At 70.6% G+C, this 26170-nt stretch carries 23 protein-coding genes; 8 read left to right on the plus strand and 15 right to left on the minus strand.

Annotated elements, in window-relative coordinates; all coding sequences use genetic code 11:
* Nucleotides 1–2: 2 nt before the first annotated feature.
* Entirely contained in the window at nt 3–914 is a 912-nt protein-coding gene (gene fdhD, locus VFX14_18870) for a formate dehydrogenase accessory sulfurtransferase FdhD (protein ID HEU5191755.1), read from the minus strand.
* Between the two features lie 444 nt (nt 915–1358).
* Between fdhD and VFX14_18875 the strand changes: the two genes are divergently transcribed.
* Nucleotides 1359–2027, plus strand: coding sequence for a 5-formyltetrahydrofolate cyclo-ligase (locus tag VFX14_18875; GenBank protein ID HEU5191756.1), 669 nt, complete (start codon nt 1359–1361; stop codon nt 2025–2027).
* Between the two features lie 10 nt (nt 2028–2037).
* On the opposite strand, the gene VFX14_18880 is transcribed toward VFX14_18875, so the two are convergent.
* From VFX14_18880 to VFX14_18895, 4 genes are read right to left on the minus strand one after another with little or no spacing between them, the layout of a single operon-like run.
* Complete coding sequence (locus tag VFX14_18880) at nt 2038–2745, minus strand: ABC transporter ATP-binding protein (GenBank protein ID HEU5191757.1); 708 nt, start codon at nt 2743–2745, stop codon at nt 2038–2040.
* On the minus strand, nt 2723–4498 hold the full coding sequence (locus tag VFX14_18885) for a branched-chain amino acid ABC transporter ATP-binding protein/permease (GenBank protein HEU5191758.1): 1776 nt from the start codon (nt 4496–4498) through the stop codon (nt 2723–2725). The genes VFX14_18880 and VFX14_18885 overlap by 23 nt, the downstream gene beginning before the upstream one ends.
* Entirely contained in the window at nt 4499–5392 is an 894-nt protein-coding gene (locus VFX14_18890) for a branched-chain amino acid ABC transporter permease (protein ID HEU5191759.1), read from the minus strand.
* Nucleotides 5393–5413: 21 nt separating this feature from the next.
* Nucleotides 5414–6634 carry an ABC transporter substrate-binding protein gene (locus VFX14_18895; GenBank protein ID HEU5191760.1) on the minus strand — a complete coding sequence of 407 codons (1221 nt, stop codon included), beginning with the start codon at nt 6632–6634 and terminating at the stop codon, nt 5414–5416.
* A gap of 89 nt (nt 6635–6723) precedes the next feature.
* Here VFX14_18895 and VFX14_18900 point away from each other — a divergent pair, with 89 nt between their 5' ends.
* Nucleotides 6724–7704, plus strand: coding sequence for an NADPH:quinone oxidoreductase family protein (locus VFX14_18900; GenBank protein ID HEU5191761.1), 981 nt, complete (start codon nt 6724–6726; stop codon nt 7702–7704).
* 2 nt (nt 7705–7706) lie between these two features.
* On the plus strand, nt 7707–8462 hold the full coding sequence (locus VFX14_18905) for an enoyl-CoA hydratase/isomerase family protein (protein HEU5191762.1): 756 nt from the start codon (nt 7707–7709) through the stop codon (nt 8460–8462).
* On the opposite strand, the gene VFX14_18910 is transcribed toward VFX14_18905, so the two are convergent.
* The 5 genes from VFX14_18910 to VFX14_18930 form a co-directional block, all read right to left on the minus strand.
* Nucleotides 8453–10042, minus strand: a complete 1590-nt coding sequence (locus VFX14_18910; protein ID HEU5191763.1) for an AMP-binding protein — start codon at nt 10040–10042, stop codon at nt 8453–8455. The two genes, VFX14_18905 and VFX14_18910, sit on opposite strands and share 10 nt — an antisense overlap.
* 10 nt (nt 10043–10052) lie before the next feature.
* Nucleotides 10053–11141, minus strand: a complete 1089-nt coding sequence (locus VFX14_18915) for a nitronate monooxygenase (GenBank protein ID HEU5191764.1) — start codon at nt 11139–11141, stop codon at nt 10053–10055.
* A 45-nt stretch (nt 11142–11186) separates the two neighbouring features.
* Entirely contained in the window at nt 11187–11990 is an 804-nt protein-coding gene (locus VFX14_18920) for a sulfite exporter TauE/SafE family protein (protein ID HEU5191765.1), read from the minus strand.
* A gap of 120 nt (nt 11991–12110) precedes the next feature.
* Nucleotides 12111–13577: an amidohydrolase family protein gene (locus VFX14_18925; GenBank protein HEU5191766.1), complete on the minus strand. Its 1467-nt coding sequence runs from the start codon at nt 13575–13577 to the stop codon at nt 12111–12113.
* A 15-nt stretch (nt 13578–13592) separates the two neighbouring features.
* A complete protein-coding gene (locus VFX14_18930; GenBank protein ID HEU5191767.1) occupies nt 13593–14618 on the minus strand; it encodes an amidohydrolase family protein in 1026 nt (341 codons plus the stop codon).
* A gap of 59 nt (nt 14619–14677) precedes the next feature.
* Between VFX14_18930 and VFX14_18935 the strand changes: the two genes are divergently transcribed.
* Nucleotides 14678–16351 carry an amidohydrolase family protein gene (locus VFX14_18935; GenBank protein HEU5191768.1) on the plus strand — a complete coding sequence of 558 codons (1674 nt, stop codon included), beginning with the start codon at nt 14678–14680 and terminating at the stop codon, nt 16349–16351.
* Between the two features lie 18 nt (nt 16352–16369).
* On the opposite strand, the gene VFX14_18940 is transcribed toward VFX14_18935, so the two are convergent.
* Nucleotides 16370–19351, minus strand: coding sequence for a PAS domain S-box protein (locus VFX14_18940; protein ID HEU5191769.1), 2982 nt, complete (start codon nt 19349–19351; stop codon nt 16370–16372).
* A gap of 222 nt (nt 19352–19573) precedes the next feature.
* A complete protein-coding gene (locus VFX14_18945; protein HEU5191770.1) occupies nt 19574–19735 on the minus strand; it encodes a hypothetical protein in 162 nt (53 codons plus the stop codon).
* Nucleotides 19736–19815: 80 nt separating this feature from the next.
* Between VFX14_18945 and VFX14_18950 the strand changes: the two genes are divergently transcribed.
* From VFX14_18950 to VFX14_18965, 4 genes are read left to right on the plus strand one after another with little or no spacing between them, the layout of a single operon-like run.
* Complete coding sequence (locus tag VFX14_18950; protein HEU5191771.1) at nt 19816–20703, plus strand: transporter substrate-binding domain-containing protein; 888 nt, start codon at nt 19816–19818, stop codon at nt 20701–20703.
* A gap of 27 nt (nt 20704–20730) precedes the next feature.
* Nucleotides 20731–21471, plus strand: coding sequence for an amino acid ABC transporter ATP-binding protein (locus VFX14_18955; protein HEU5191772.1), 741 nt, complete (start codon nt 20731–20733; stop codon nt 21469–21471).
* The gene (locus tag VFX14_18960) at nt 21468–22148 is read left to right on the plus strand and encodes an amino acid ABC transporter permease (GenBank protein ID HEU5191773.1); all 681 of its coding nucleotides are present in this window, start codon (nt 21468–21470) and stop codon (nt 22146–22148) included. Before VFX14_18955 ends, VFX14_18960 begins: the two co-directional genes overlap by 4 nt.
* On the plus strand, nt 22145–22807 hold the full coding sequence (locus VFX14_18965; GenBank protein HEU5191774.1) for an amino acid ABC transporter permease: 663 nt from the start codon (nt 22145–22147) through the stop codon (nt 22805–22807). The genes VFX14_18960 and VFX14_18965 overlap by 4 nt, the downstream gene beginning before the upstream one ends.
* Here VFX14_18965 and VFX14_18970 read toward each other — a convergent pair whose 3' ends face one another.
* From VFX14_18970 to VFX14_18980, 3 genes are all read right to left on the minus strand, one after another.
* Nucleotides 22808–23695 (minus strand): DUF1259 domain-containing protein, encoded by an 888-nt coding sequence (locus VFX14_18970; GenBank protein HEU5191775.1) that lies wholly within the window; start codon nt 23693–23695, stop codon nt 22808–22810.
* Nucleotides 23695–24357 (minus strand): hypothetical protein, encoded by a 663-nt coding sequence (locus VFX14_18975; protein ID HEU5191776.1) that lies wholly within the window; start codon nt 24355–24357, stop codon nt 23695–23697. The genes VFX14_18970 and VFX14_18975 overlap by 1 nt, the downstream gene beginning before the upstream one ends.
* 143 nt (nt 24358–24500) lie before the next feature.
* On the minus strand, nt 24501–25862 hold the full coding sequence (locus VFX14_18980) for an FAD-binding oxidoreductase (protein ID HEU5191777.1): 1362 nt from the start codon (nt 25860–25862) through the stop codon (nt 24501–24503).
* Between the last annotated feature and the right edge of the window lie 308 nt (nt 25863–26170).

The following is a 26170-nucleotide window of genomic DNA, read 5'->3' on the forward strand; positions in this document are numbered from 1 at the left end:
ACTCAGACCTCCTTGCCTACCGTCACTTCGGTGTGAGATCCGGTGGTCACACGAGTCTCCGGCGCGGGGGCGATGCGCTGCGCGCCCGCGTACACGTTGAAACCTCCGGGGCGGAGAAACCCCACGAGGGTCATGTCGGCGGCCAAAGCCATCTGGACGGCCATGCTCGACGGCGCCGACACCGCCGCGACCACGGGAATGCGGGCCATCCAGGCCTTCTGCATGATCTCGAAGCTCGCGCGCCCGCTCACCAACAGGACGTGGCGGTTCAGCGGCAGCCGATCGGCAAGCAGCATATGGCCGTTCACCTTGTCCACGGCGTTGTGGCGGCCGATGTCCTCGCGCAGGACGAGCATTCTGCCGTCGAGGTCGAACAGCGCGGCAGCGTGGAGGCCGCCCGTCTTCCGGAAGGTGGCCTGGGCGGACTCGAGCGTGCTCGTGATCCGCGAGAACAGCGAGGCGGGCAGCCGCCCGTCGAAGGCGACCGGCGCGCAGCCGGCGGTGAGCTCGTCGATCGTCACCTTGCCGCACACGCCGCACGCGGACGATGTCACGAGGCTCCGGCGCAGGCGCTCGCGGGCCACGCGCACGTCGCCCTTGAGGATCACGTTCATCACGTTGCCGACGCCGGGCGGGGCATCGGGATCACGATAGTGCGCGATCACGTCGAGGTTGTCGCGGCTCTGGACGATGCGCTCGGAGAAGAGCAGCCCCGCCACGAGCTCCTCGTCGTGGCCAGGAGTGCGCATCGTGACGCTGAAGCTGCTGCCGCCCAGACGGATCTCGAGGGGCTCCTCGACGGCGAGATGATCGGGCGCTTCGAAGGCGTCCTGGGCGCGGACCTTCAGAACAGAGTGGCCTACATCGGCCACGCCCTTGGGGGCTTCCGGGGACTCAGTGACCCGGATGCTCATCTGGCTCGCATAAGCATACAACAACAGGTGAGCGTGCGGCAGGTCTCCTCACCACGAGGCGGCCGCCGTGCCGCACCGCGCCAACTTCGCCGCCCGCGGGTCCCCGGTTCCCGCGACTCGGTGTGCTCAGTATGCTCCTGAAAACTCAGCGCGCCAGTGATCCACCCGACGGCGTCGCCGGCGATGACGGGACGCTCAGCCGTGTCGCCCCGCCCCCTCCCCCGCCAGGCATGCGCGCATGCGCTCGGCGACCGCGGCGCCGTGCTCGGTGATCGACGTAAGATGCGCGCCGGGAATCGCGTGCACGGACACGCGCGGCGCGACCCGCGACCACCAGAGATCGCGCGCGCGAGTAGAAGCCGCCCCCGTTGTAGTCGCCGTGGAAGAAGAAGAGCGGCGGCGGTCACCGCCTCCGGGTCGCCCAGGCTACTATGGGCTCATCCCATGACGCCCGACGAGCTGACCCGGTGGAGGAAGGCGGAGCGGCGGCGGCTGCTCGCCGCCCGAGAGGGCCTGGATGCGCACGCCCTCGAGCGTGCCCGGCTCCGCATCGACGCGCATCTGGAGCGCGCCTTCCCCGGCCTCGTCTCGACGCGACTGGCCTTCTGCTGGCCGATGCACGGCGAGTACGACGCGCGCCCGCTCGTGCAAGGATTGCGCGGCCGCGGCGCGGTGACGGCGCTTCCGGTGGTCGTGGCGCCGGGCCGTCCGCTCGAGTTCCGCGCGTGGCATCCCGACATCGCGCTGGCGCCGGGCCCGCTCGGCATCCCCTACCCCGAGGCCTCGGAGGCCATCGTCCCCACGGTGATCCTGGTGCCGATGATCGGATGGGACGCGGCCGGCCACCGGCTCGGCTACGGCGGTGGCTATTTCGATCGGACGCTGGCCACGCTCGACCCGCGCCCCACCTCGATCGGCGTGGGCTACGAGCTGAGCCGGATCGCCACCATCCATCCGCAGCCCTGGGACATTCCCATGGACTGGGTCGTGACCGAGCGCGGTGTGTACCGGCGCGACGGCGACGCGCTGGCCTTTCTCGGCGCGCCGCAGGCGGGGACGCCCGGGGCGGTCGCCTCCCCGGTCTGCTACGCGGACGAGATCGAGCCCAGCTAGGCGGCGCCCCTCAGACCCCGAGATACGCCCGCTGGACGCGCGGATCGGCGAGCAGGGCGTCGTGCGAGCCGGCCAGCGCGACGCGGCCGGTCTCGAGCACGTAGCCGCGATCGCAGAGCTCGAGCGCCTCGACCACACGTTGTTCCACGAGCAGGATGGTAAGGCGGCGCGCGGCGCGGATCCGACCGATGGCCTCGAAGATCTGCTCCACGATGCGCGGGGCGAGACCCTGCGAGGGCTCGTCCAGCAGCAGGAGATCGGGCAGCGACATCAGCCCGCGCCCCAGCGCCAGCATCTGCTGTTCTCCGCCGGAGAGCGAGCCCGCGAGCTGTGCGCGGCGCTCGGCGAGCACGGGGAAGAGCTCCAGCACGGAGCCGAGAGTGGCGCGTCGCGCCGCGCGTGCCGCCGCCCGGTATGACCCGAGCTCGAGGTTTTCCAGCACGGTCAGCGACGGGAAGACGCGGCGGCCCTCCGGCACGTGCGCGATGCCGAGCGCGGCGCGCTGATGCGACCGGAGCGGCGTCATGTCGCGGCCGCGGAGCTCGAGCCGGCCCGCCGCCGGACGCACCGAGCCGGAGATCGTCTTGAGCAGCGTGCTCTTGCCCGCGCCGTTCGGGCCGACGATGGTGACGAATTCCCCCTCGTTGACGTCGAGGGAGACGTCTTCCAGCGCGCGCAGGCCGCCGTAGGCGACGCTAAGGCCGGAGATCCGCAGCATGGGCGGCGGCGTGACGGGCGAGCCAGCGCTTGCCCAGATATGCCTCGATGACGGCGGGATCGCGGGTCACGTCGCCCGGCGCGCCCTCGGCGAGCCGGCGGCCGTGGTCGAGCACGACGAGGCGGTCGGCGATCTTCACCAGGGCCTGCACGGTGTGCTCGATGATGACGACAGTGATGCCGTCGGCGCGCACGCGCCGGATCATGGCCGACATGATCTCGATGCCGTCGGTGGAGAGACCGGCCAGCGGCTCGTCGAGCAGCACGAGGCGCGGCCGCGTCGCCAGGCAGCGCGCCAGCTCCATCAAGCGCAGCTCGAGCGTGGTGAGGCCGGGCGGCAGCGAGTCGGCCCGCGCCTCGAGGCCCACACGCGCGAGGGCGTCGCGGGCCCGCGCGGCCGCCGCCGCGGGCGTGCCGCCGTGGGCGAACGCGCCGACGATGACGTTCTCCCGAACGGTCAGGTGCGGGAAGAAGCGCACGACCTGGAACGTGCGGCCGATGCCCCGGCGGCACACCGCGTGCGGGGGCAGCCCCGTGATGGGGTCGCCCTCCCAGCGGACCTGGCCGCCCTCCGGGAGGAGGAAACCGTTGAGGACGTTGAAGAGCGTGGTCTTGCCCGCCCCGTTCGGACCGATGATGCCGAGGATCTCGCCCTGGCGGACGTCGAAGCTCACCTCGGAGAGCGCCTGCAGGCCGAGAAAGGCCTTGCTCACGCCGCGCACGTCGAGCAGGACGGCGCCGGGGACCACCGCGGGCGGCGCGGCCTCGCGTTCCCGATCGGCCGTCCCCGTTGCCGTCGCCACCGCCGCGGGCGCACGCCGACGCCGCAGGCGCCAGAACAGCCCCTCGGGGGCGAACATCATGATGGCCATGAGCGCAGCGCCGTAGACGACGCCCTGGATGCCGGGGAGGCGGTCGCCCACCGTGCCGTCCAGGATCTCGCTTACCGGGATCATGATCGCGGCGCCGATCACCGGGCCCCACAAGGTGCCCACGCCGCCCACGAGGCAGACGACGAGCGTCTGCACGATCACGAGCACGCCGAACACCGCCTCCGGCGTGACCACGAAGAGGATGGCGTGCGCGTAGATGGCGCCGGCCAGCGCGGCGGGCGCCGCGCTCAGCGCGTACGCCGCCATCTTGCAGCGGAAGGCATCCACGCCCATGGCGAGCGCGGCCTGCTCGTTCTCCTTGATGGCGCGGAGTGAGTAGCCCAGGCGCGAGCCTTCGATGAGGCGCGAGAGCACGAGCGTCGCCCCGAGCAGGGCGAGGGCGAGGAGATCGAAGGACCGCGGCTCCTCGAACTGCATGAACAGGAAGGGGTGGTCGCGCACCATCGGGATCGCCACCTCCTGAAAGCCGAGGTAGTCCATGACGATCCTGAAGATGAGCGGATACGCCAGCGTGGCGAGGCCGAAGTAGATGCCGGCGAGCCGGAAGGTGGGGGTGCCGATCAGGAGCGCAGCGAGCACCGCGACCCCCGCCCCCGCGAACATGCCCAGCCACGGCGTGAGCTTCAGCTTGGCGGCCAGCAGCACGGTGGTGTAGGCGCCGATCCCGAAGAAGGCCTGGTGGCCGAAGGAGATCTGCCCCGCGTAGCCGCTGATGATGTTCCATGCGAGCCCCATCGCCGCCCACAGGAACACCAGGGTCAGGATGCGGTGGTGGTAGCGCTCGGTGAGGACGAAGGACAGCAGGAGCCCCACGGCGAGCACGCCCACGATGCCCAGCCCGCCCCGCGCGCGCTCGCTCATCTAGACGGCGCGGGCCCGCCGGCCGAAGAGGCCCTGCGGCCGCACGTAGAGCACGAGCAGGAAAGTCACGAACACGCCCACGTTCTGGAGCTGCAGCGGCAGCAGCAGCAGCGTGAGCGACTGCACGAGCCCGATGACCAGCCCGCCCACGAAGGCGCCGGGAATGCTCCCGAGCCCGCCCAGCACCACCGCCACGAACATCAGCACGATGAAGTTCACCGCCACGTTCGGCTCGATGGGGTGGTAGGTGGCGAGGAGGCCGCCCGCCGCCGCGACCAGCGCGATGCCCAGGCCAAACGCGGTGCCGTGCATCACCCGCACGTCGATCCCCTGATAGCCGGCGGCCTCGGGATCGTCGGCGGCCGCGCGCAGGGCGCGACCGAGATCGGTGCGGGTGAGGAGCGCGTAGAGCATGGCGGCCAGCGCCAGCGCCATGAGGAACGCGTACGAGCGCGCCTGGTTCAGCAGCAGCGGGCCCACCGCAAAGGCCTTGGTGGCGTAGGGCGCGTTGATGCCGCGGGGCATGGGCGAGAGGATCATCGTGGTCGCGTTGGTGATCACGAGGGACAGGCCCAGGGTGAGGATGAGCTGGGCGTCCATCTCGCGGTTGGGATCGCCGCCACCGGTGACGCGCGCGAGGAACGTCCGGTGCACGAGCAGGCCGAGCAGGAAGAACGGCGGCAGCGTGAGCAGCGCTCCCAGCAGGGGGTCCACGTGGAAGGCGATCGCGTAGTAGTAGGTGAGGTACATCCCCAGCATCATGAAGTCGCCCTGGGCGAAGTTGACGACCCGCATGACGCCGAAGATCAGCGCGAGGCCGATGCTCATGAGGGCGTAGACGCCCCCCACGAGCAGCCCCGTCACCACGTACTGGGCGAGCTCGCTCGCGTGCACGGCGAGCCGGCGCGGCCGCCGCTATTTGTGCAGGACGATGGGGCGCGTCGCCACCGCCGTCGGCACCACCGTGTACGGCTCGCCGTCCTGCCACTGCACGATGATGGGGCTGGCCCCCGTGCGGCGGCCACGCTCGTCGAACTTGATGCGGCTCGGGTACAGCGACGAGGGCGCGGGGCCGCTGGTGAGGTCGATCTTGGCCATGACCTCGCGGATCGCCTTGGGGTCGGCGGACTTGGCCTGCTCCACCGCTTCCTTGATCAGCCACACGTGGGCGTACGTGCAGAGCGGATCCTGGGTCATGAAGGGCTCGCCGGTGCGCTGCTTGAACTTCTTCACCAGCTCCTCCTGGCCCTTCATGGGATGGGCGGCCACCACGGTCTGGATGCCATCCATCGTCTCCTTGCCGATCGTCTTCACGTACTCCGGCGTGACCAGCCACGCCCCCACGCCCTGGATGGCGGTCTTCACCCCGAACTCCTTCACCTTCTGGAGCACCTGCACGGAGTCGGGGAAGTTGGTGGCGCCGTAGAAGACGATGTCGGGCTGGGTGGCGCGGAGCTTCTGCACGATGGAGGTCGCGTCCGCGAGCGGCGGCGTCCATACCTCGTCGGCCACCAGCTCGATGCCCTTGGCGGCCAGGAGCTTCTCGCGCAGCGGCTTGAAGAAGAACACGGTGGCGGCGGTATTGTCGCCCACGAGGGCGGCCTTCTTGATGGGCCGGTTATTCTTCTTGCCGACCTCGACCACGAGGTCGAGGGCCTGCTCGGCCTGCACCGACGAGACCGGCGAGGTCTGGAAGGTGTACTTGAAGCCGCGCTCGGTGATGTTGTCGGCGTAGGAGAGGGAGAGCCACGGCACCTGCAGCCGCTCCGCAACCTCGGTGACGCCGAGGGTGAACGAGGACAGCCACGAGCCAATCCCGGCACTGATCTTCTCGCGCGTGAGCACGCGCTGCGCCGCGCTCACCGCCTTCTCCACGCTGTCGCCCGCGTCGGCCTCCCGCAGGACGAGCTTGGCGCCCCCCAGCGCCTTGATGCCGCCCTGCGCGTTGATCTCGTCGATGGCCATCTCTGCGCCCATCTTCTTGAGCTGGCCCTGACGCGCCCAGCGTCCGGACAGCGGCGCCACGAGGGCGATCTTCACGTCGTCGGCGGCTCGGGCGGGCGCGGGCAGGAGCGCGAGCGGGGAGGCGAGCAAGCACGCGAGCACGAGCGCGAGGGGACGGGCGAGACGGCGCATGCGAAGGATCCTCCGACGTTGGAGTACGTGCGAGCCCAGGGAGAGCGAGCGGCGCCTACTATAGCACGCTGAGTTATACTTCCGCCGCCATGCGAGCCGTGATCTGCCGCGCCTGGGGCCCGGTCGCGAATCTGAACGTGGAGGATGTCCCCGCCCCCGCGCCCGCCGACGACGAGGTGCTGATCGATGTGCGCGCCACCTCGGTCAACTATGCGGACTCCATCATGGTGGCGGGCCACTACCAGACGCGGCCTCCCTTCCCGTTCAGCCCCGGGCTGGAGACCGCGGGGGTGGTGTCGCGCTGCGGCGCACGCGCCACCCGCTTCAAGCCGGGCGATCGCGTAATGGCCACCCTCGCGTGGGGCGGGCTCGCCGAGCAGGCGGTGGCGAAGGAAGCGGAGACGTTCGCCATTCCCCACGGCATGACATTTGAGGAGGCGGGCGCGTTCCCCATCGCGTACATCTCGAGCGACGTGGCCCTGCGCTGGCAGGGCCGCCTCGAGCGCGACGAGACGCTGCTCGTGCTCGGCGCGGCGGGCGGCGTGGGGCTGACCGCGGTGGAGATCGGCAAGGCGATGGGCGCGCGCGTCATCGCGGGCGCGAGCACCGCGGAGAAGCTCGCGGTGGCGCAGGCGCACGGCGCCGACGAGCTCGTGAACTACGCCACCGAGAAGCTCACCGAGCGCGTGTTGGCCCTCACCGGCGACAAGGGTGCGGACGTCTGCTTCGATCCCGTGGGGGGCGCGCTGGCCGATGCTGCCCTGTCCTCGCTGGGCTGGGGCGGCCGCATGCTGCTGGTGGGCTTCGTGGGCGGCGTGCAGCAGATCCCGGCCAATCGTCTCCTCGTGAAGAACCGCGCCGCCCTGGGCTCCTCGCTGCGCCACTACCGCTTCAACGAGCCCGACAAGCTGCGCCGGTCCGTGGAGGCGCTCGTCGCGTGGTACCGGGAGGGCAAGCTCCGGCCGCTCATCAGCCACCGGTTCCCTCTCGAGCGCGCCGCGGAGGCCATCACCCTCCTCACCGACCGCAAGGCTCACGGCAAGATCGTGGTGCTCCCGGGGGCGCGCTGAGCGTGGAGATCCGCGCGGAGTCCCACGGCCGCCACGTGGTCGTCGTCACCATCGACCACCGCCCCCGGCTCAACGCGATGACGCGGGGCATGCTGGCAGAGCTCGGCCGGCTCTGGGACGAGCTCGAGCGGAGCCCCTGCCGCTGCATCGTGCTCACCGGCGCGGGCCCGCGCGCCTTCAGCGTGGGCGCGGACATCAGCGGCGATCTCAGCGCTTCCGCGGAGACGGCCCGCGTGGTGAGCCACGCGCTCCTGAAGTACGACGCCTACTCCAAGCCCATCGTGGCCGCGGTGAACGGCGACTGCGTGGGCGGCGGCGTCGAGCTCTTGCTCTCGACGGACATCCGCGCCGCCGCGCCCCACGCGCGCTTCGGGCTGCCCGAGGTGACGTGGTCGATCTATCCCTTTGGCGGCGCCACCGTGAAGCTGATCCAGCAGATCGGCCACGTGCACGCGATGGATCTGCTCCTCACCGGCCGCCTCGTCGATGCCGCCGAGGCCGCGCGTCTCGGGCTCGTCAACCGGGTGGTGCCGGCGGACGAGCTGATGCCGTGGGCGCTCGCCACCGCGGAGCAGATTGCCGCCAACAGCCCATCCGCGGTGCAGGCGGTGAAGCGCCAGATCAGCGCCACCATCGCGGACCATGCGCGCACGCGCGAGCCGCTGGATCAGACGCTGGGCGATCAGGTGCGGGCGAGCCCGCACTTCACCGAGGGCGTGAGCGCGTTCCGGGAGAAGCGGCGGCCGATCTACGAATAGCCGCCGCGCGCGGCGAGCCGCTCGGCGAGGCGGAACTTCTGGACCTTGCCGGTGCCGGTCACAGGCAGGTCGTCCCGCGCCATGACGTGGATCTCCCGCGGCACCTTGTAGGCGGCGAGCGCGTCCTTGCAGAGGGCTCGCAAGGTGTCGGGATCGGCCGCGTGACCCGGCCGGGCCACCACCACCGCGACCAGGATCTCCTCGCGGCGCGGATCCGGGACGCCGACCACGTAGGCCTGCTCTACGGTGGGGTGACCCAGCAGGACCTCCTCGACCTCCACCGGCGCCACGTTGATGCCGCCGGTCTTCACCATCTCCTTGGTGCGGCCGCGGAAACGCAGCCGACCGTCCTCGCCCACGAAGCCGAGATCGCCCGTGATCAGGAAGCCGTCGGCGTCGAAGGACGCCGCGTTCCGCTCGGGATCCGCGTAATAGCCGGGGGTGAGGAGGCCGCGCACCAGGATCTCCCCCACCTCGCCGTCAGGCAGCGGGCGCCGCGTCTCGCGATCGACCACACGAATCTCCATGCCGGGCAGCGGGTAGCCGACGGTTGTGCGGCGGATCTCGGCGGGATCGCGCGCGTCCGTCACCGAGCAGTTGCCGTAGCACTCGGTGAGGCCGTAGACGTTGCAGATCTCGCGGGCGCCCAGGTCCATGACCATCTGCATGGCCGCGGGCGGCCCGATAGCCGCGCCGGTGCGAAGCGACGAGAGATCGCGCCGCGCGCGATCCGGATGCCCGGTCAGCGCGAGCGCGATGTTGGGCGTGCCGTAGTAGACGCTGCAGCGCTCCCGCTCGATCAAGGCGAGGGCGGCGCCCGGCTCCAGGCGCTCCTGCAGCACGATGGTACCGCCGTGGGTCATCACCGCGAGCAGCGCGTTGGCGCAGCCGAAGCTCCAGAACAGCGAGATGCCCATCCACATGCGGTCGGCGGGCGTGAGATGCTGGCGCTCGCCGATGCTCCACGGGTTCTCGACCAGCCGCCCGTGGCAGAGCTGCACGCCCTTGGGCGTCGAGGTGGTGCCGGACGTGTAGAGGATGTAGGCCACGTCCTCCGGCGTGAGGGCGCGCTCGGCCGCGTCCAGCGCCGACTCGGGGACGCGCGCGCCGCGCGCGGCGACCGCCGCGAGTTCGAGGAGCCCGTCCGGCGCGGCGCCGCCGGCCACCACGACGCGGCGGAGCTGCGCCAGGCGCGGCCCCGCCTGCAGGACCGCGCCGAGATAGTCCTGGCCGCCGAGAGCGGGGACGGTCACCAGGGCGCTCGCGCCGCAGTGGCCCAGCACGAATTCGAGCTCGCGCGGGCGCGACCACGTGCTGATCGGCACCAGCGTCGCCCCCACCATCGTGACCGCGAAGGCCACGAGCAGCCACTCCGGGCGGTTGTCCATCAGGAGGGCGATCCGGTCGCCGCGCGCCACGCCCAGATCGAGCAGGCCGCGCGCGAGCTGCCGCGCACGCTCGCGCGTCTCCCCGTAGCCGAGGCGCTGCCCGTCCTCGCCCACGAGCAGCTCGTGTCCCGGCTGACGACGGGCCATCTCGTCGAGCAGCGCCGGAAGGGTCCGGCTCGCAGGCGGATTCACGCGGGAAGGCTCAAGGAGCGACGCGGCGCAGGCGGTCGATGGCCTCGCGCGTCTCCTCGACGAGGACGCGCATCAGCTCCGCAGCGGGCAGCGGACGAGCGAGCGAGCCCGCCTGCCCGGACCACGCCGCGTAGAAGTCGGCCGAGCCGGCCTTGGCGCTGGCCTGGCGCAGCGGCACCGTCAGCTTGTTCTGCGCGGGGAACGGGAGGAGCGGCCAGCCCTCGCGCTCGGCCATCTCGGTGAAGCGGTTACGCACGCCGCGGGCGGGCTTGCCGGAGAAGGCGCGCGTGATCGTGGTCTCGTCGCCGTCCATGGCGGTGATCGCCTTGCGGTGCACGTCCGGCGCGGCGCTCTCGGGGCAGACCACGAAGGCGGTGCCGAGCTGCGCCGCCTGGGCTCCCAGCGCCAGCACCGCGGCAATGCCCGCGCCGTCCATGATGCCACCCGCCGCCACCACCGGTACGCGGACGGCGCGCACCACCTGACGCACGAGGGCGAGCGTCCCGGTCATGGCGTGCTCCCATGAGCCGAGGAAGGTGCCGCGATGGCCGCCCGCTTCGCCGCCCTGCGCGATGATGAAGTCGGCGCCCAGCCCCTCGAAGTAGCGCGCCTCGCGTACGGAGGTCGCCGCGCTGCCGAGGCGGATGCCGAGCCCGCGGATGCGCGCGAGCATGGTGGGCGGGATCTCGCCCAGATGGATCGTGAACACCGGCGGGCGCAGGTCGCACACCGCCTCCAGCTGCAGAGCGAGATCGGGGGCGTAGGGTGGCGGAACCCGGGGCGGCACCGTCACGCCGTGCTGCTCGAGCACGGGGCGCATCGTCGCGATGGCCTCCGCCTGCTGAGCGAGAGGCGGCTCCTCCGGCTGGGGCGCCGCAAAGAGATTCAGGTTGAAGGGACGCGCGGTGCGCGCGCGGATGGCGGCCGCCTCGGCGCGCATGGCGTCGGGCTGGGTGTAGGCATGGCCCAGCGAGCCGAGCCCGCCGGCCTCGCTGACCGCCACCGCCAGATCCGGCGTGCTCGTGCTCGCCATCGGCGCCTGGACGATCGGGACCTCGATTCCCAACAGCTCGCAGAGAGGCGTCCGCAGCCCGGCCATGCCGCCATCCTACCTTGGGACAGCCGGCCTCACCACCATAGACGCTCACGCCCGCACTCTAAATACGCGCAGCGCCGACACGATGAGCACCAGTCCTAGCAACACCTTGATCGCTCCCGCCGGCGCGTAGGCGATCAAGAATCCGCCCACCGCGCTTCCGACCACGGTCCCCAGCCCCATCGGCACGATCACGCGCCGCACGTCGGCCACGCCCTGGTATGCGCCCCGCGCATGGTGCCGCGTGAGGCCTACGAGCATCGTCGGGATGCTGATGACCAAGCTCGTCGTCCCCGCCGCCTTGATGGGCACGCCGAAGAGCAGCACCAGCGTCGGGATGATCATCTCGCCACCAGCCACGCCCAGCAGAGTGCTGACCGCTCCGATGAGCACGCCAGCGCCGAGTGCCGTCACGCCCTGCCCGACCGAGCCAACCGGGACACCGCTCGAGGTCCATGGGATGGCCGCCTCGATGATCAGCAGAGCACCGATGACGATCAGGAGGAACCGCACCGCGGTGTGGAGTCGCTCGTCGGAGATACTCGTTAGCCACCGCGCCCCCAGGCCAGCGCCGAGCATCCCGCCGGCCATCATGCAAACGATCACCAGCGCCGTGCCCGGGATTGGAGCCTGCTTCGCGAAGCTCCAGCGGACCACTGCAGCGACTACCACAGCTACGAAGCTGACCGCCAGGTTGATCGGTACGGCGCGCCGCAGCGGGTAGTTGAAGACGGCTACGAGGAGCGGAAGGCGGAACTCAGCCCCACCGAGACCAAGTAGCCCGCCGAGTGTGCCAACACCGGCACCTGCCGCCGTCGCGGCGACTGGTCCTCGCCTGGTCGGCGCGTCCATCCTCCAGCTTGTAGGACACACTGAACGAAGACATCAACCGGCATAGTGGTGCCGCTTCAGAGCCCGGCCTTCTCCGACGTGAAGGGGCCCACCTCAAGAGCAGCCGACGCACCATGGTGGTCATCCTTCTCGCCGTACGGGACGCCCGGGTCGCGCGCCGAGCAGCAGCGTGCCGCCCTGGATCAATGGCTCGCCCGCGACCACGAGATGCCGGACGCCGGCCGACGGCTGCGTCGAGGCGTCGTAGGTGGCGCGGTCGGCGAAGACCGCGGAATCGAAGACGACGACGTCGGCATCGGCGCCCACCGCGAGCGTGCCCTTGTGCACGGTCCCGCCAGCCGCGGCGCTCAGCACGGCGGCGGGCAGCGCGCTCGCGCGCCGGATGAACTCGCCGAGGCTCACGCCGCCCTGCACCACGAGCCGCTGGTAGGAGCGGGCAAACGTGCCCGCGGTGCGCGGGTGCGTGAGGGCGGTCGGAGGCAGCGGCCAGGTACGGTCGGCGGCGGGGCCCATCCAGGTGAGCGGCATGGCGTCGCTCGCCACCATGGTGTCCTCGTGGATGAGCGAGGCCCGCATCACCGCGGCGTCGGCGGGATTCGTCTCGTCGAGGAAGTGCACGATGCAGAGGCCGCCGGGATCGGTGGCGCGGAGCTGGCGGAGGTGCTCGGCGTCGCGCACGCGCTCGTTCCGCGGCGCGTAGACGAGGTCGGTGGGACTGAGCCCGCGCTCGGGCAGCCGCTCGGGCGAGAGGAACGCGGCGCCGATCGCGGTGCTCCCTGCACCATAGGGATACGCCTCGGTGGTGACGACGGAGCCGGCCCGGCGCACGCGATCGACCAGCCCCAGCACGCGATCCACGTGGCGCAGCGAGGTGCTGTTCACGTGGCAGTAGTGCATGTGGGCGCCCGTCTCCGCCGCGGCGCGCACGAGCTCATCGGCGCCGTCCATGCGCGCAGTGGGCGCGAAGTCGACGAGGTCGCGCACGTGCGTGTACGTGGGCACGCCCGACGTCGCGGCGAGCCGCGCCACGCGCAGGTACTCGGCCGGGCTCGTGCCGGGCGCATAGCCGATGAGCACGCCGATGCCGAGGCCGCCCGCGGCGAGCTCGTCCTCGAGCAGCCCGAGGATGCGATCCTCCTCGGCGGCGGTGGCCTCACGCTGCCAGCCGGGGTCGGCGAAGCGGGAGAGCATGGTCGTCGCCCGCCCGTCGCCGCGATGCCCGGTGAGCACCTCGATGCGCGCGGCCGCCCACGAGACGGAGTAGCCGTAGTTGAGCGGCCGGCCCTCGAGCTTGGCCTGGGCGTAGGCGGCGCCGACGGGAACGGCGCCGGCCTCGAGCTCCAGCGTGGTCGTGACCCCGTCGAAGGCCTGGAGGCGATGGCCGCCCACGCTCTGCGCGTGACTGTGGAGATCGACGAAGCCCGGCGCGACGGCGCAGCCCGCCGCGTCGAGGGCGACACGGCCGCGCAGCCCGGAGCCGACAGCGGCCACCCGCCCGTCCTGGATCGCGACGTCGGTGACCGCGTCGAGGCCCTGTGCGGGGTCGATGACACGTCCGCCGCGAATCACCAGCGCGTGCTCGGTCATGCGCTCGTCCTCCGCTCAGGCCACTGGGCGATACACGCGCGCGGCGGTGTCGTGGAATATCGCGGCCCGCTCCGAGGGCGAGTAGCCCTTGGACAGCCGCTTGAACGCGTTGTAGAGCACCGTATACGAGTACGAGACCTTGTCCACGGGGAAATTGCTCTCGAACATGGCGCGGCTTGGCCCGAACTGCTCGATGCAGTAGGTCATGAAGGGCGCCATCGATCGCGCAAGCTCCTCGGACCCGATCGGCGTGGCCCGCGTGTGCCAGTCGAAGCCGGTGCGCGGCATGCCGATGCCGCCCAGCTTCACCACCACATTGGGGCACGCGGCCACCTCGGCGATGCCGCGGCGCCAGACGCCGAGCACCTCCTCGTCCCGGCCCGCGTACGGCCCGAAGCGCAGCAGCCCGCCGATGTGGTTCAGGATGATGACGAGGTCGGGCACGGCCCGGGCGAAGGCGGCGAGCTCGGGAAGCTGCGGGAAAAAGAGCCACGCCTCGAGCGAGAAGCCCATCCGCGCGAGGACCTTGGCGCCCTCGCGGAACGGGACGCTGCCCAGCTGGCCCTCGATCTTGTGAGCGGCCGTGTTCTCTACCTCAGGATTGGGATCCCACGTCACCGAGTGGCGGATGCCGCGAAATCGGTTGGGGCTCGCCTCCCGCAGCGCCTCCAGCACCGGCGCCACGCGCGCGCCGAGGTTCAGATTGGCGTGGCCGACGATGGCGCCGGCGGCGCGGGCGGGGCCGTAGAGCCCGCTGGCGCTGGCCGCGGCCAGTCCCTGCACGAACTCCACCTCGCCGACCGGGCGCATCGCCTCGGGGCCGTCGACGCGATACATCGAGCGCGCCTCCACAAACACCGTCGAGCGGACGTTGTGCCCGCCGGCGAGATCGTCCACCAGCTCGTGGAGGAGATAGCGCTGGTAGGGGATGCGCGAGGTGCGGAAGTCCCAGAAATGATGGTGCGGGTCGCAAATGGGAATCTCCGGCTCGAGCGCCGGCTCCCGGGTCAGCGCAAGCCAGTCATTGCCCCCGAATGGCACGATGAGACCTCCCCGGCGCCGTGTGGTACGATCCGGTCGCCACGAACCAGGAGGATTACATGGCCTACGACCTCGTCGTCAAGAACGGACTCGTGGTGGATGGCACGGGGGCGCCCCCGCGGCGCGCCGACGTGGCGGTGGCGGGCGGCACGATCGCCGAGGTGGGCCGCGTCAGCGACGGCGCCTCGACGGTGATCGACGCCTCCGATCTCGTGGTCGCCCCGGGCTTCATCGATCCCCACACCCACTACGACGCTCAGATCTGCTGGGACGGCGCGGTGACGCCCTCGTCCTGGCACGGGGTCACCAGCGTGATCATGGGCAACTGCGGCGTCGGCATCGCGCCCTGCAAGCCCAAGGCGCGCGAGATCGCCATGCGCGACCTCGTCAACGTGGAGGCGATCCCCTTCGACGTGCTGAACATGGGGATCACCTGGGACTGGGAGTCTTTCCCCGAGTTCCTCGCGGCGGCGGCGCGGCGGCGCCCCTCGCTGAACCTCGGCTTCCTCGCGCCGCTGACCCCGTTCCGGCACTACGTGATGGGGGAGGCCTCGATGGAGCGGGCAGCCACGCCGGACGAGACGGCGCAGATCAAGGCCCTCCTGGGCGAGGCGATCGACGCGGGCGCCTTCGGCTTCTCGACCACCATCCTCAATCAGCACGTCGGCTTCCAGGGCCGCCCCCTCGCCTGCCGTAACGCGAGCCAGGACGAGCTGCGGGCCTACGCCAACGCGCTCCGCGAGCGCGGCAAGGGCGCCATCGAGATCGCGCTGACCCGGAAGACCGCCGTGCTGGACGACGAGGAGTACGCGCTCCTCGACTTCTTGCTCACCGAGAGCCGCCGCCACGTGACCTTCCTCGCCCTCTTCGACCGCGACGACATTCCCGAGGCGGTGCGGGAAACGCTCAAGAAGGCCGCGCCGTTGATAACGCGCGGCGCGCGCCCGCAGACCTCGCCGCTGCCCCTCACGCGCGACATCAACATGCGCAACCCGTTCTCGTTCGCGGCGTTCCCCAGCTGGAACCGGGTCTTCGTGGACAAGTCCAAGCCGGCGCAGGCGGCGGTCTACAAGGATCCCTCCTTCCGCAATCGATTCCGCGAGGAGCTCAAGAACCCGATGGCCTTCGGCAACTGGGCCCGCATCACGCTGCACGAGGTGCGGTCCCCCGCCCTCAAGGCGCTCGAGGGCCGCACCGTCGCCGACATCGCCCGCGAGCAGGGAAAGGACGGGGTGGACGCCTTCCTCGACCTCACCCTCGAGGACGATCTCGATCTCGAGTTCACGATGGCCTCGTTCAATACCCGCGTCGACCGCATGACGGAGATCCTGCGCGACCCGCGGGTGCTGGTGGCGCTGGGTGACGGCGGCGCGCACGTGGACATGCTGTGCGACGCCGGCTACCCGACGTATCTCCTCGGCACCTGGGTGCGGGAGCGCGGGGCGCTCACCCTGGAAGAGGGGGTCCGCCGGCTCACGTCGGACCCGGCGGAGGTGTTCGGCGTGCGAGGCCGGGGCCGCCTCGCCCCCGGCCTCGCCGCCGATCTGGCCATCTTCGATCCGGCGCGGGTCGGCTCGACCAACCGGGGCGAGCGCCGCTTCGATCTCCCGGGCGGCGCCAAGCGCATGGTCATGCCCTCGCGCGGCGTCGAGTACACCGTCGTCAACGGCGCCGTCACCTGGGCGGACGGCAAGCTCACGGGCGCCGGCGCGGGGCAGGTGCTGCGGTCCTAGATCGCTTCGCGAGCTCGCCTAGGGCCGGACCGCGGGCGACGGATCGTCCCGGCCGGGCACGGCCGGCAAGACCAGATGGACCACGGCGCCCCCCTCGGGGGCGTTCTCCGCCCAGATCTTGCCCTCGTGCGCGCGCACGATCGTGCGACTCACCGAGAGGCCCATGCCCATCCCGGTGGATTTGGTGGTGACGAACGGGTCGAAGATCGAATCTACCTTGTCGACGGCGATGCCGGGGCCACTGTCGGCCACGTCGAGCTGCACCCAGCGCCCGGCGAGCGTGCGCGTGCGCACGATCAGCCGCCGCGGGGGATCGGACTGCTCTTCCATGGCGTCGAACGCGTTCATGACGAGATTGAGCAGCACCTGCTGCAGCTGAACGCGATCGCCCGGCACCGATAGCAGGCGGGGCTCCAGATCCAGGCTCACACTCACATTGCGCAGCAGGGCGTCGTTCCCCACGAGAGAGATCACGTCGTGGACGAGGTTGTTGAGCAGGAGCGGGCGCCGCTCGACTTCGCCTTTCTTGAAGAGCGAGCGCATGTGCTGGATCACCTGACCCGCGTGCCGGTCCGAGTCGACGATGTCCTGCAGGATCTCGACGAGCTCCTTCGTGTCCTTCTTCCCCGAAGCGACGAGGCGCAGGCCGACTTCGGCATTGGTGCGGATCGCCGTCAGGGGCTGGCTGAGCTCGTGCACAATCGCGGCCGTCAGCTCGCCCATGGTCGCCACTCGGGAGATATGGGCCAGATCCTGCCGCAGGTCCTGCGCCTCCAGCTCGGCACGGCGCCGCTCGCTGATGTCGATCACCGAGGCCACAACGAACAAGCCCCCCTCCATGGTGATCGGATTCAGGCCGATCTCGACCGGCACCTCACTCCCGTCTTTGCGGCGAGCGAAGAGATTCCGCCCGGCCCCCATGGCCCGCGCTTCGGGCTTGGCCTGGAAGGCGCTGCGCCACCCGGAGTGATCGCGATGAAGGTGCACCGGCACCAGCGCCTCGATGGTCGCTCCGGTGAGCTCCTCGCGGGTGTAGCCGAAGACCCTCTCCGCCTCGGCATTGACCAGCACGATCCGGCCGTCCTCATCGACCATGATCATGGCGTTGGGAGCCGCCTCGAACACCTGGCGGAACTTCTCTTCGGCGCGGAGCCGCTCGGTGATGTCTAGGCACGAGCCGATGAAGCCGGCGAAGCGGCCCTGCGCGTCGTATAGCGGCACGCCATGATTCGAAACCCAACGGTACTCGCCGTCGTGGCGGCGGAGCCGATACTCCAGCACGAACGGCTGTCGCGCGTCGAAGGCGGACGCATAGCCTTCCACGCACCGCGCGACGTCGTCGGGATGCACGCTCGTGGTCCACCCATCCCCCATCTCCTGAGCGGCGGGGCGGCCGGTGAAGTCGAGCCAGGGCTTGTTGAAGAACGTGCACCCCTTGTCCACCCCGGCCATCCAGATCAGCACCGGCGCCGAGTCGGCAACGGTGCGGAAACGTGACTCGCTCTCGAGGAGGCGCTCCTCCCCCAGCTTCCGGGCCGTGATGTCCACCGAGGCGCCGCTCCAGTGCATCGCGGTGGAGTCGGGCCCGCCGTCGTGGCGGCCACGCGAGGAGATCCAGCGCTCCGAGCCGTCGGCGAGGAGAACGCGGTACTCCACGTCCAGCTCGACTCCCTCGCGCACGGAGGCCTCGATCGCCTGGGCGATCCGCTCCCGATCGTCGGGGTGTATCCGATCCAGGAACGAGTCGTAAGTCCATTCGGTCTCGGGCTCGACGGCCAGGAGCTCGTGCACCCGAGGCGTCGTCCAGACCTGGCCCGTAGCCAGATCCAGGCTCCACAGGCCCGCGCGGGCCGAGTCCGCAGCCAGCTGCACGCGGCCCTCGCTCTCGCGCAGCGCCCGCTCGACACGGCGACGCCGGGTCAGGTTCACCGCGAGCAGGACGATCAGGCCCGCCTGGACGAGGCCGACGACCAGGATGCCGACGATCCACCGCTGGTACTGCCGCCACACGCTGGGCGCGCGGAATTCCACCACGCTGCCGGGAGGCAGGCGAGTCTCGCTGATGTTCCAGCGCTGAAGCTCGCGCCAGTCATACCGCGGCTCCTGGGTGTGGATGACGCGGGGCGGGAAGCTCGAGGCCCCCTCGCCCCGCAGGATTCGAATGGCGACGCGCGCTGCCTCCACGCCCTCCATCTCCCCCTGGTAGAGCCGGCCGCCCACTATCCCCAGGCCGATCTGGTTCCGGTACATCCCGTTGATGGGCGCGTTCGCGACAGCGTGGAGACGCACGATCGCGTCGTCCTGGTTGTAGGTGACGCCCTTCGCGTCACGAAGGAGGAGGCCCACGAGGATGAACGAGCGCGGAGGCATCGAGGCGGCACGGTCGAGCATCTGGTCGAACGACAGATCGTTGAACCACGTAAAGGTCACGCGATCGGAGAATCGGGCGAATTCCTCCTGGAACACCTTGGCCCAGAAGCGCTCGAGGGGCGTCGCTCCGACTACCACCGCGACATGCTTCGTGTCCGGCTGGAGCTGGAGGATGTCCTCGACGAGGCCTGGTAGATCGAACGACTCGCCCACGAACGTGGCGTTGTCCGTGAGGGTCCCGGGCGGCAGGGTCCGGCGATCCATTCCCGTGTAGACGATGGGCGTTCGCGGGAACAGGCGGCTGCGGTGCTTCGCCACGAAGCGCCCGGCGGGCGACCCCACCGGTGCTACGAGATCGGGCCGCCACTTCTGGAGTCGCTTAGCCAGGAACTCGACGTACGCCTCCTCCAGGTCGGGCTGAGGATAGCGCGCCATCCCCAGGGAGATCTCGTCGAGATCGATGGGCTCTCCCATCTCCTTCGCCAGCGTGGCCGCGAAGGCGGTGGAGTGCGTGGTGAACGGGGGGGCGCCCGTCCCGAATGAGTGCACGATGAGGACACGCTTGGTCTCACCGGCGGCCGGCGCGGCGACTAGGAGGAGGAGAAGCCCGACCGCCCACCCGCTCTTCATCGCGGGGAAAGATCTCATAGAACGATGATAGAGGCCATCGTCGCCACGACGTGATCAACGAGTCGCGGGCAGCGGCCGTTCGATCTCCCGGGCGGCGCCAAGCGCATGGTCATGCCCTCGCGCGGCGTCGAGTACACCGTCGTCAACGGCGCCGTCACCTGGGCGGACGGCGCGCTCACCGGCGCCGGCGCGGGGCAGGTGTTGCGGTCCTAGATCGGCGAGCTAGAAAGGCCACTCCTGCTGCGGACCGGCATGGGGCGCGCGACTGGCCACGTGGGCCAGCATCACCACGTGATCCACCACGGTGAACAGCGAGGCCACCACCAGAATCACCCCCAGTGTCCAGCCCACGACACCCAACCGCGCCCAACGGTTCCGGTCCATGGCGCACCTCCTACACGTACAGTGTAGCGCCGCGCGCCAGGTTTGACTTGCCCGGCGGCCTCTGACAGGATCGGCGCGGCATGCCATCCCGCACCGATCCATCCCGGAGGCTCACGATGATGCTCGCCCGCTTCGCCGCACTCGCGGTGGCCGCGCTGCTCTACGCCGGTCCCGTCCTCGCCCAGGACAAGCTGCCGCCGCTCCGCACCGGCGTCGACGGCACCTTCGCTCCCCATGCCATGCCCAAGCTGGGCGGTGGCATCGAGGGCTTTCAGATCGATCTCTTCACCGAGGTGGCGCGGCGCATGAAGCGCGAGATCACCATCGACGCGGTGAGCTTCTCCACGCTGATCCCCGGCATGCAGGCCGGCCGGTACGACTTCATCGCCGCGCCCACCACGGTGACCAAGGAGCGGGCGGAGAACATGCTGTTCACCGCGGGCTATCTCTGGACCGCCTACCAGTTCGGGATCAAGAAGGGCTCGGAGCCCATCAAGGACTGGGCCGACCTCAAGGGGAAGTCGGTCACGGTGAACAAGGGCACGCCCTACGAGACGCTCTCCAAGGCCAAGGGCGCCGAGCACGGCTTCACCGTGCAGGTGTACGACACCCAGCCCGACGCGACGCAGGCCGTACTGTCCGGCCGCGCCTACGCGACCCTCGGCGGCAACACCACCATCCGCTACGCCGCGTCCAAGAATCCGCAGTTCGTGGCCGACCTCGAGCTCAAGGACACACGCGCCCACTGGGCGGCGCCGGTGCCGAAGAGCAATCCGAAGCTCCGTGCCGAGCTCCAGGACGCGCTGGACTGCATGAAGAAGGACGGCACCATCGCGAAGATGTCCGAGAAGTGGTTCGGCCGCAAACCGGCGCCCGACGATCTCGAGAACGTGATCACGCCGGGCTACGGCGTGCCGGGCATGCCGGGCTACGATCCCACCCCGCACGAGCTGAAGTGCGGCAGCTAGGCGAGCGGCGCGGCTGAGGGGGCGCCCGTGGCCGCCCCGATCGTCGACGCGCGGGGCCTCCACAAGCACTTCGGGGCCCTGCACGTCCTGCGCGGGGTCGATCTCAGCGTGGTCGAGCGCGAGCTCGTCTTCATCATCGGCCCGTCGGGCTCGGGAAAGTCGACGCTGCTGCGCTGCCTGAACCGGCTGGAAGAGCCGTCCGCGGGAAGCGTGGTGGTGGATGGCATCGACATGCTCGACCCGCGCACCGACATCAACCGCGCCCGACAGCGCATCGGCATGGTGTTCCAGTCGTTCAACCTCTATCCGCACATGACCGCGCTCGGCAACGTGACCCTCGCGCTCCGCAAGGTCGCGGGCAAGTCGCGGGCCGCGGCGGACGAGCTCGGGCGCGCCGCCCTCGCCCGGGTGGGGCTCGCCGACCGCGCCGGCCACACGCCCGGGCAGCTCTCGGGCGGCCAGCAGCAGCGCGTGGCCATCGCGCGCGCCATCGCCCTCGAGCCTCGGGTGATGCTCTTCGACGAGCCGACGAGCGCGCTCGACCCCGAGCTGGTAGGCTCGGTGCTCGAGGTCATGCGCGCGCTGCGCGAGAGCGGAATGACCATGATCGTGGTGAGCCACGAGATGGGCTTCGCCCGCAACGCCGCCGACCGGGTGGTGTTCATGGACGCGGGGAGCATCGTGGAAGAGGGGCCGCCCGCCGCGATCTTCGAGCGCCCGGCGCACGAGCGCACCCGCAGCTTCATCGGCCAGATCCAGCGGCATTGAGTCGCTGGGACCGCTTCGTCGAGACCTTCCTCAACGGGACGGTCATGTGGAAGTACCTGCCGGATATCCTGTCCGGCGTGGTCGTCACGATCGAGCTCGCCGTGCTCGTCGTGATCACGGGCCTGACCGCCGGCCTCGTCCTCGCGCTGCTCCGGAGCGTCGGCATCCGGCCCATCAACGCCGTCATCGTGCTGATCGTCGACTGCTTCCGCTCGCTGCCGCCGCTCGTCGTGATCGTTCTGATCTACTTCGGCCTGCCGAGCGCCGGGATCTCGCCCTCGGGCTTCGTGTCGACCTGGCTCTCGCTCGCTCTGGTCCTGATGTCGTTCTCCGAGGAGATTTTCTGGGCGGGCATCACCTCGGTGGCCCGGGGGCAATGGGAGGCGGCGCGCTCGACCGGCCTCACGTTCGGCCAGACCTTGCTCCACGTCGTGCTGCCGCAGGCCTTGCGACTGACCATCCCGCCCCTGACCAACCGCACCATCGCCATCACCAAGGGCACCGCGCTGGGCACCGTCGTCGCGGTGACCGAGATCCTGGGCCAGGCGAGCTCGGCGATGTCGAACTCCTACAATCCCTCGCCGCTCATGATGGGCGCGGCCGCCTACCTCGTCCTGTTCTTCCCCGTGGTGGTCGCGGGGCGCTGGATCGAAACGCGCTTCGCGTGGAAGCGATGATCGAGAGCTTCTTCAACCTGGAGATCGTCGCCGCCTCCTGGCCCATCGTGCGGGCCGGCCTCCGGAACACGATCCTGCTCTCGCTGCTCGTGGTGCCGCTGGGCCTCCTCGGCGGGCTGATTCTCGCGCTGCTCGCCAGCGCGAAGGCGCCCATGGTGCGCTGGCCCCTGATGGCGTGGGTCGACTTCTTCCGCGCGTTCCCGCCGCTCGTCCTCCTCATCCTGCTTTTCGCCGGCCTACCCTTCGCCGGCCTCGAGCTCGGCGGGTTCGTCTGCGTGGCCATCGCCTTCTTCCTCAACACGGGGGCGTACTACGGCGAGATCCTGCGCGCGGGCATCGAATCCGTGCCCTCCGGCCAGGTGGAGGCGGCGCGCTCCACCGGGCTCTCCCGCCTGCAGACGATGGCCTACGTCGTGCTGCCCCAGGCGGTGCGGAACGTCCTGCCCGACCTCCTCTCGAACACGCTCGAGGTCGTGAAGCTCACCTCGCTCGGCAGCGTGGTGGCCGTGCCCGAGCTCCTCTACCAGGCGCGGCAGGCCCAGAGCCTCACCTACAACGCGACGCCGATCGTGGTCGCGGCGGTCATCTACTTCGTGCTGCTCTGGCCGGTGGTGCGCCTCCTGAGCCGGCTGGAGAACCGCGCCCTCGCGGCGCGCTGATCACTTCGTCACGTTGGTCTGCTCCAGCGCGGCCTTCACCCCGCTCGCGAGCTTGAGCGGGTCGTCGACGCCCCAGAAGTGCATGTAGAAGAGGCGCGGCGTGTCCATCAGGCCGTGATTGTGAATGGCCGTCACGTCGATCCCGTGCTCGCGCAGCGCGCGGGCGACCGGGTTGACCTCACGGTCGATCAGGACGAAATCACCGGTGATCGCGGCCCGGCCGTCGGCCAGGGGCTGGAAATTGATCACCGTCGTCACCCCCATGGCCGGGAGCAAGGGCATGCCCATCTCGGTCACCGAGTCGGCGCGGGGCGCCGTCACCTGATAGATGCCGCCGACGTCGCGTCCCGCCCGGCCCAGCGCCTGCTCGAGCCGGCTCGTGTCCATCGGCGACGCTGGCGCCGCCGCGGGCGTCGTGCGCGCGGCGCCGAGGGGCGTCCCGCTCGCGGCGAGGGCGACCCGCAGCGCCTTCGCGAGCGCCACCGCCTCACCGTGACCCTCATAGTGCATGTACATGACGTGGGGCCACATGTCGTTGAGATGGTTGTGGAGCGCCGTCACCTGCAGGCCGCCCGCGAGCAGACCAGACATCACCGCCGGGATCTCGCCATCGAGGAGGGCGAGATCGCCCATGGCCATGGTGTGGTCTCCCATCTGCTTGAACGCGGCATAGGAGCCCACCGCGAAGCCGGGCTTCACCGACACGCCCTTGACGATGACGGCGAGGTCGGTCCGAGGCATGCCCACGCGGAAGACGCCCCCCGGCTGGAGCTGCCCGGGCGCTTCGAGCGCCTGCTCCACCATCTTCCAGTCGGGCTCCGCCGCCCACGCCGGCGCCGACACCGCCACCAGGAACACCGCCACCCCCACCATTGCCATCGCCTTCATCAGGCACCTCCCGGGACGCCGCGGATCGACAGGTCGTCGAACGCGGTGATCGAATCGGCCTTGGTCCAGAGCCCCACCCGCCCGGCCGCGAAGCGCGCGTCGCGATGCTCCAGGAGCCGCACGTCGTCGAGCCAGGCCTCAACCCGGTCGCCCACGGCGATCACGCGCACCTCGTGCCACGCGCCCAGGCGCGGCGGCGTGACGCGGGCGGTGGCGAGCTGCCGCCGGCCGCCCTCGTATCCGTACAGGCGGAAGTTCCCCTCGAGGGCGTTCGCGCGGACCACGTAGTACCGCCCGTCCGCGAAGCGAAACACGATGCCGCCGGACGCGTCCTCCCTGCCGGCGATGGGCTCGAGCTTCACGGAGACATCGAGCGCGGTATAGGGGCCGGGCGGCGCCACGATGACGTTGAACTCGTTGCGGACCTCCCGCTGGACGAGCACGCGCTTGCCGCTCGGCGCGTTGGCCATGTCCTCCACCGCCCAGCGACCCGCGACGGTGGTCCAGCGCTCGATGCCCGCCGTCTCGAAATCGAAGTGTTCCTCGCTGGCGCCCGCGGGCAGCGTCAGCCCGGCGGCCTCGGCGGCGGCAGTGGGGCGCACGCCGCGGAGCGCGCAGGCCCCCGCCAGGGCGGCCAGCCATCCTCGGCGTGACATCCTCATCGTAGTGCTCCCCACGTGGTGCAACCCCGTGAGCCACTGGTTGGTTTCACCGTAGCACCGGTGGCAAGCCGGGGGGGGACGCCGTAGAGGGAGGTGGGCGGAGGACGCGGCGCGGGCTCCCGCCGGCGCCGCCCGCAGACCCTTTACGGCTTGATGTTCTGGTTCAGGTGGAAGACGTTGTCTGGATCGTAGCAGCGCTTCACTTCGCGCAGCCGTCGCCAGTTCGGCCCGAACGCCGACTCCACCGCGCTGCCCTCGTCCATCTCGTCCGCGTTGAGGTAGTTGACGTAGCGCCCCTCGGCGAAGTGCGGGCGCATCGCGGTGTAGGCCTCCCGCGTCCACGCCACGTTGGCCGCGGTGTTGGCGGGATTGTCCCACTCGCCGACGGCGAGGAAGTTGTACCCCACGCTCCGGTGCGGGAACGCGGTGTCCGTCGGTCCCACGCGCGTGGCCGCGCCGTGGAAGTGCTCGAGCAGGAGCCCGCTCATCGGCGACGGCGCCGCGGCGAAGCGCTCGATCAGCGTGTCGATGGCCTCGTCCTTGAGGGTCGCGAGGAAATTCGACTTCCAGTAGTTCAGCGCGCCCTTGGGGAACCCGGCGTCGAACATCATGTTCGCCGCGCTGTAGGGCATGGGGCCGACCACGTCCATGACCGGAGAGCCGAAGCGCTTGAGCGGCGCCACCGCCGTCGCGCCCGCGTCGAGGGACCCGGCGTGCACCGCGATGATGGCGGCGAGCTTGGCGCCCGAGCCGTCGGGCGCGTGGAGCAACCCCGCGAACGCCGTCAAATCGTCGGGCAGCGACGCGGTGAAGTCACGGTAGAAGCGAAGCACGTCGCGCGCGGCGCCGAACGGGTGCGCGACCAGGCCCCCGACGACCGTCGGCCCCACCGGGTAGAGCTCGAACTCGAGCCACGTCGCCACGCCGAAGTTGCCGCCGCCGCCGCGGAGCGCCCAGAAGAGATCGGGGTGGTCCTTGGCGCTCGTCCGCACGATGTCGCCGGTGGCGGTGACGAGCTCGACGGCGCGGAGGCTATCCACCGCCATCCCGTACTTGCCCATCAGCCAGCCGAGGCCGCCGCCCAGGGTGAGGCCGCCCACCCCGGTGGTGGACACCACACCGCCGGTACTGGCGAGTCCGTGGAGCTGCGTCTCGCGGTTGTAGTCGCCCCACGTCGCGCCGCCCTGCACGTGCGCCCGCCGCATGCGCGGGTCCACGTGCACGCCGCGCATCGCCGAGAGATCGATCATCACGCCGCCCTCGGTCACCGCGTTGCCGGCCACGTTGTGACCACCGCCGCGCACCGAGATCTCCAGGCCGCGCTCGCGGGCGAAGCGCACGGCCGCCTGGACGTCGGCGGTGCCGTGGGCGCGCACGACCACCGCGGGGCGGCGGTCGATCATACCGTTGTGGACGCGCCGAGCGATGTCGTACGCCGTCTCCGAGGGCGCGAGGACATTGCCGGCGATCTGGGAATGAAGACTTTCGAGCTCCTGTGCCGTCATCGTTGACGCTCCTTGCCGGTGAAACACATCCGGGCTCCCTCTTCCCGATCGCGCTTCGACCTACTCACATGTCACTGCACGGTCGCATCGTTGCGGCCAGGGGGCACCATGACGCAACCGCGATGCCAACGCCTCGAACCCCGCGGAACTGCTGGCGCCGCCGACCAAGCACGCAGTACGGGCTCGGGTGTCGCGTCCGACGCCGCGGCAGAATGCCCGGAGCCGCGCGCTCTTCCCCCGCGCGTTTCGCCCGTAGGCGCGGCGCCCACAAAAATGGGGATCTCTCCCGATGTGGCGGCGGGCCCGCC

This window comes from Candidatus Methylomirabilota bacterium (assembly GCA_035764725.1).
GTDB lineage: Bacteria > Methylomirabilota > Methylomirabilia > Rokubacteriales > CSP1-6 > DASRWT01.

Coding starts and splice junctions, on each gene's coding strand:
- VFX14_18880 (HEU5191757.1), bottom strand. CDS start 2,745: ATGCTGCGGATCTCCGGCCTTAGCGTCGCCTACGGCGGCCTGCGCGCG.
- VFX14_18965 (HEU5191774.1), top strand. CDS start 22,145: ATGATCGAGAGCTTCTTCAACCTGGAGATCGTCGCCGCCTCCTGGCCC.
- VFX14_18935 (HEU5191768.1), top strand. CDS start 14,678: ATGGCCTACGACCTCGTCGTCAAGAACGGACTCGTGGTGGATGGCACG.
- VFX14_18945 (HEU5191770.1), bottom strand. CDS start 19,735: ATGGACCGGAACCGTTGGGCGCGGTTGGGTGTCGTGGGCTGGACACTG.
- VFX14_18915 (HEU5191764.1), bottom strand. CDS start 11,141: ATGGCCGGGCTGCGGACGCCTCTCTGCGAGCTGTTGGGAATCGAGGTC.
- VFX14_18975 (HEU5191776.1), bottom strand. CDS start 24,357: ATGAGGATGTCACGCCGAGGATGGCTGGCCGCCCTGGCGGGGGCCTGC.
- VFX14_18950 (HEU5191771.1), top strand. CDS start 19,816: ATGCCATCCCGCACCGATCCATCCCGGAGGCTCACGATGATGCTCGCC.
- VFX14_18980 (HEU5191777.1), bottom strand. CDS start 25,862: ATGACGGCACAGGAGCTCGAAAGTCTTCATTCCCAGATCGCCGGCAAT.
- VFX14_18925 (HEU5191766.1), bottom strand. CDS start 13,577: ATGACCGAGCACGCGCTGGTGATTCGCGGCGGACGTGTCATCGACCCC.
- VFX14_18875 (HEU5191756.1), top strand. CDS start 1,359: ATGACGCCCGACGAGCTGACCCGGTGGAGGAAGGCGGAGCGGCGGCGG.
- VFX14_18940 (HEU5191769.1), bottom strand. CDS start 19,351: ATGAAGAGCGGGTGGGCGGTCGGGCTTCTCCTCCTCCTAGTCGCCGCG.
- VFX14_18920 (HEU5191765.1), bottom strand. CDS start 11,990: ATGGACGCGCCGACCAGGCGAGGACCAGTCGCCGCGACGGCGGCAGGT.
- VFX14_18895 (HEU5191760.1), bottom strand. CDS start 6,634: ATGCGCCGTCTCGCCCGTCCCCTCGCGCTCGTGCTCGCGTGCTTGCTC.
- fdhD (HEU5191755.1), bottom strand. CDS start 914: ATGAGCATCCGGGTCACTGAGTCCCCGGAAGCCCCCAAGGGCGTGGCC.
- VFX14_18970 (HEU5191775.1), bottom strand. CDS start 23,695: ATGAAGGCGATGGCAATGGTGGGGGTGGCGGTGTTCCTGGTGGCGGTG.
- VFX14_18900 (HEU5191761.1), top strand. CDS start 6,724: ATGCGAGCCGTGATCTGCCGCGCCTGGGGCCCGGTCGCGAATCTGAAC.
- VFX14_18885 (HEU5191758.1), bottom strand. CDS start 4,498: ATGAGCGAGCGCGCGCGGGGCGGGCTGGGCATCGTGGGCGTGCTCGCC.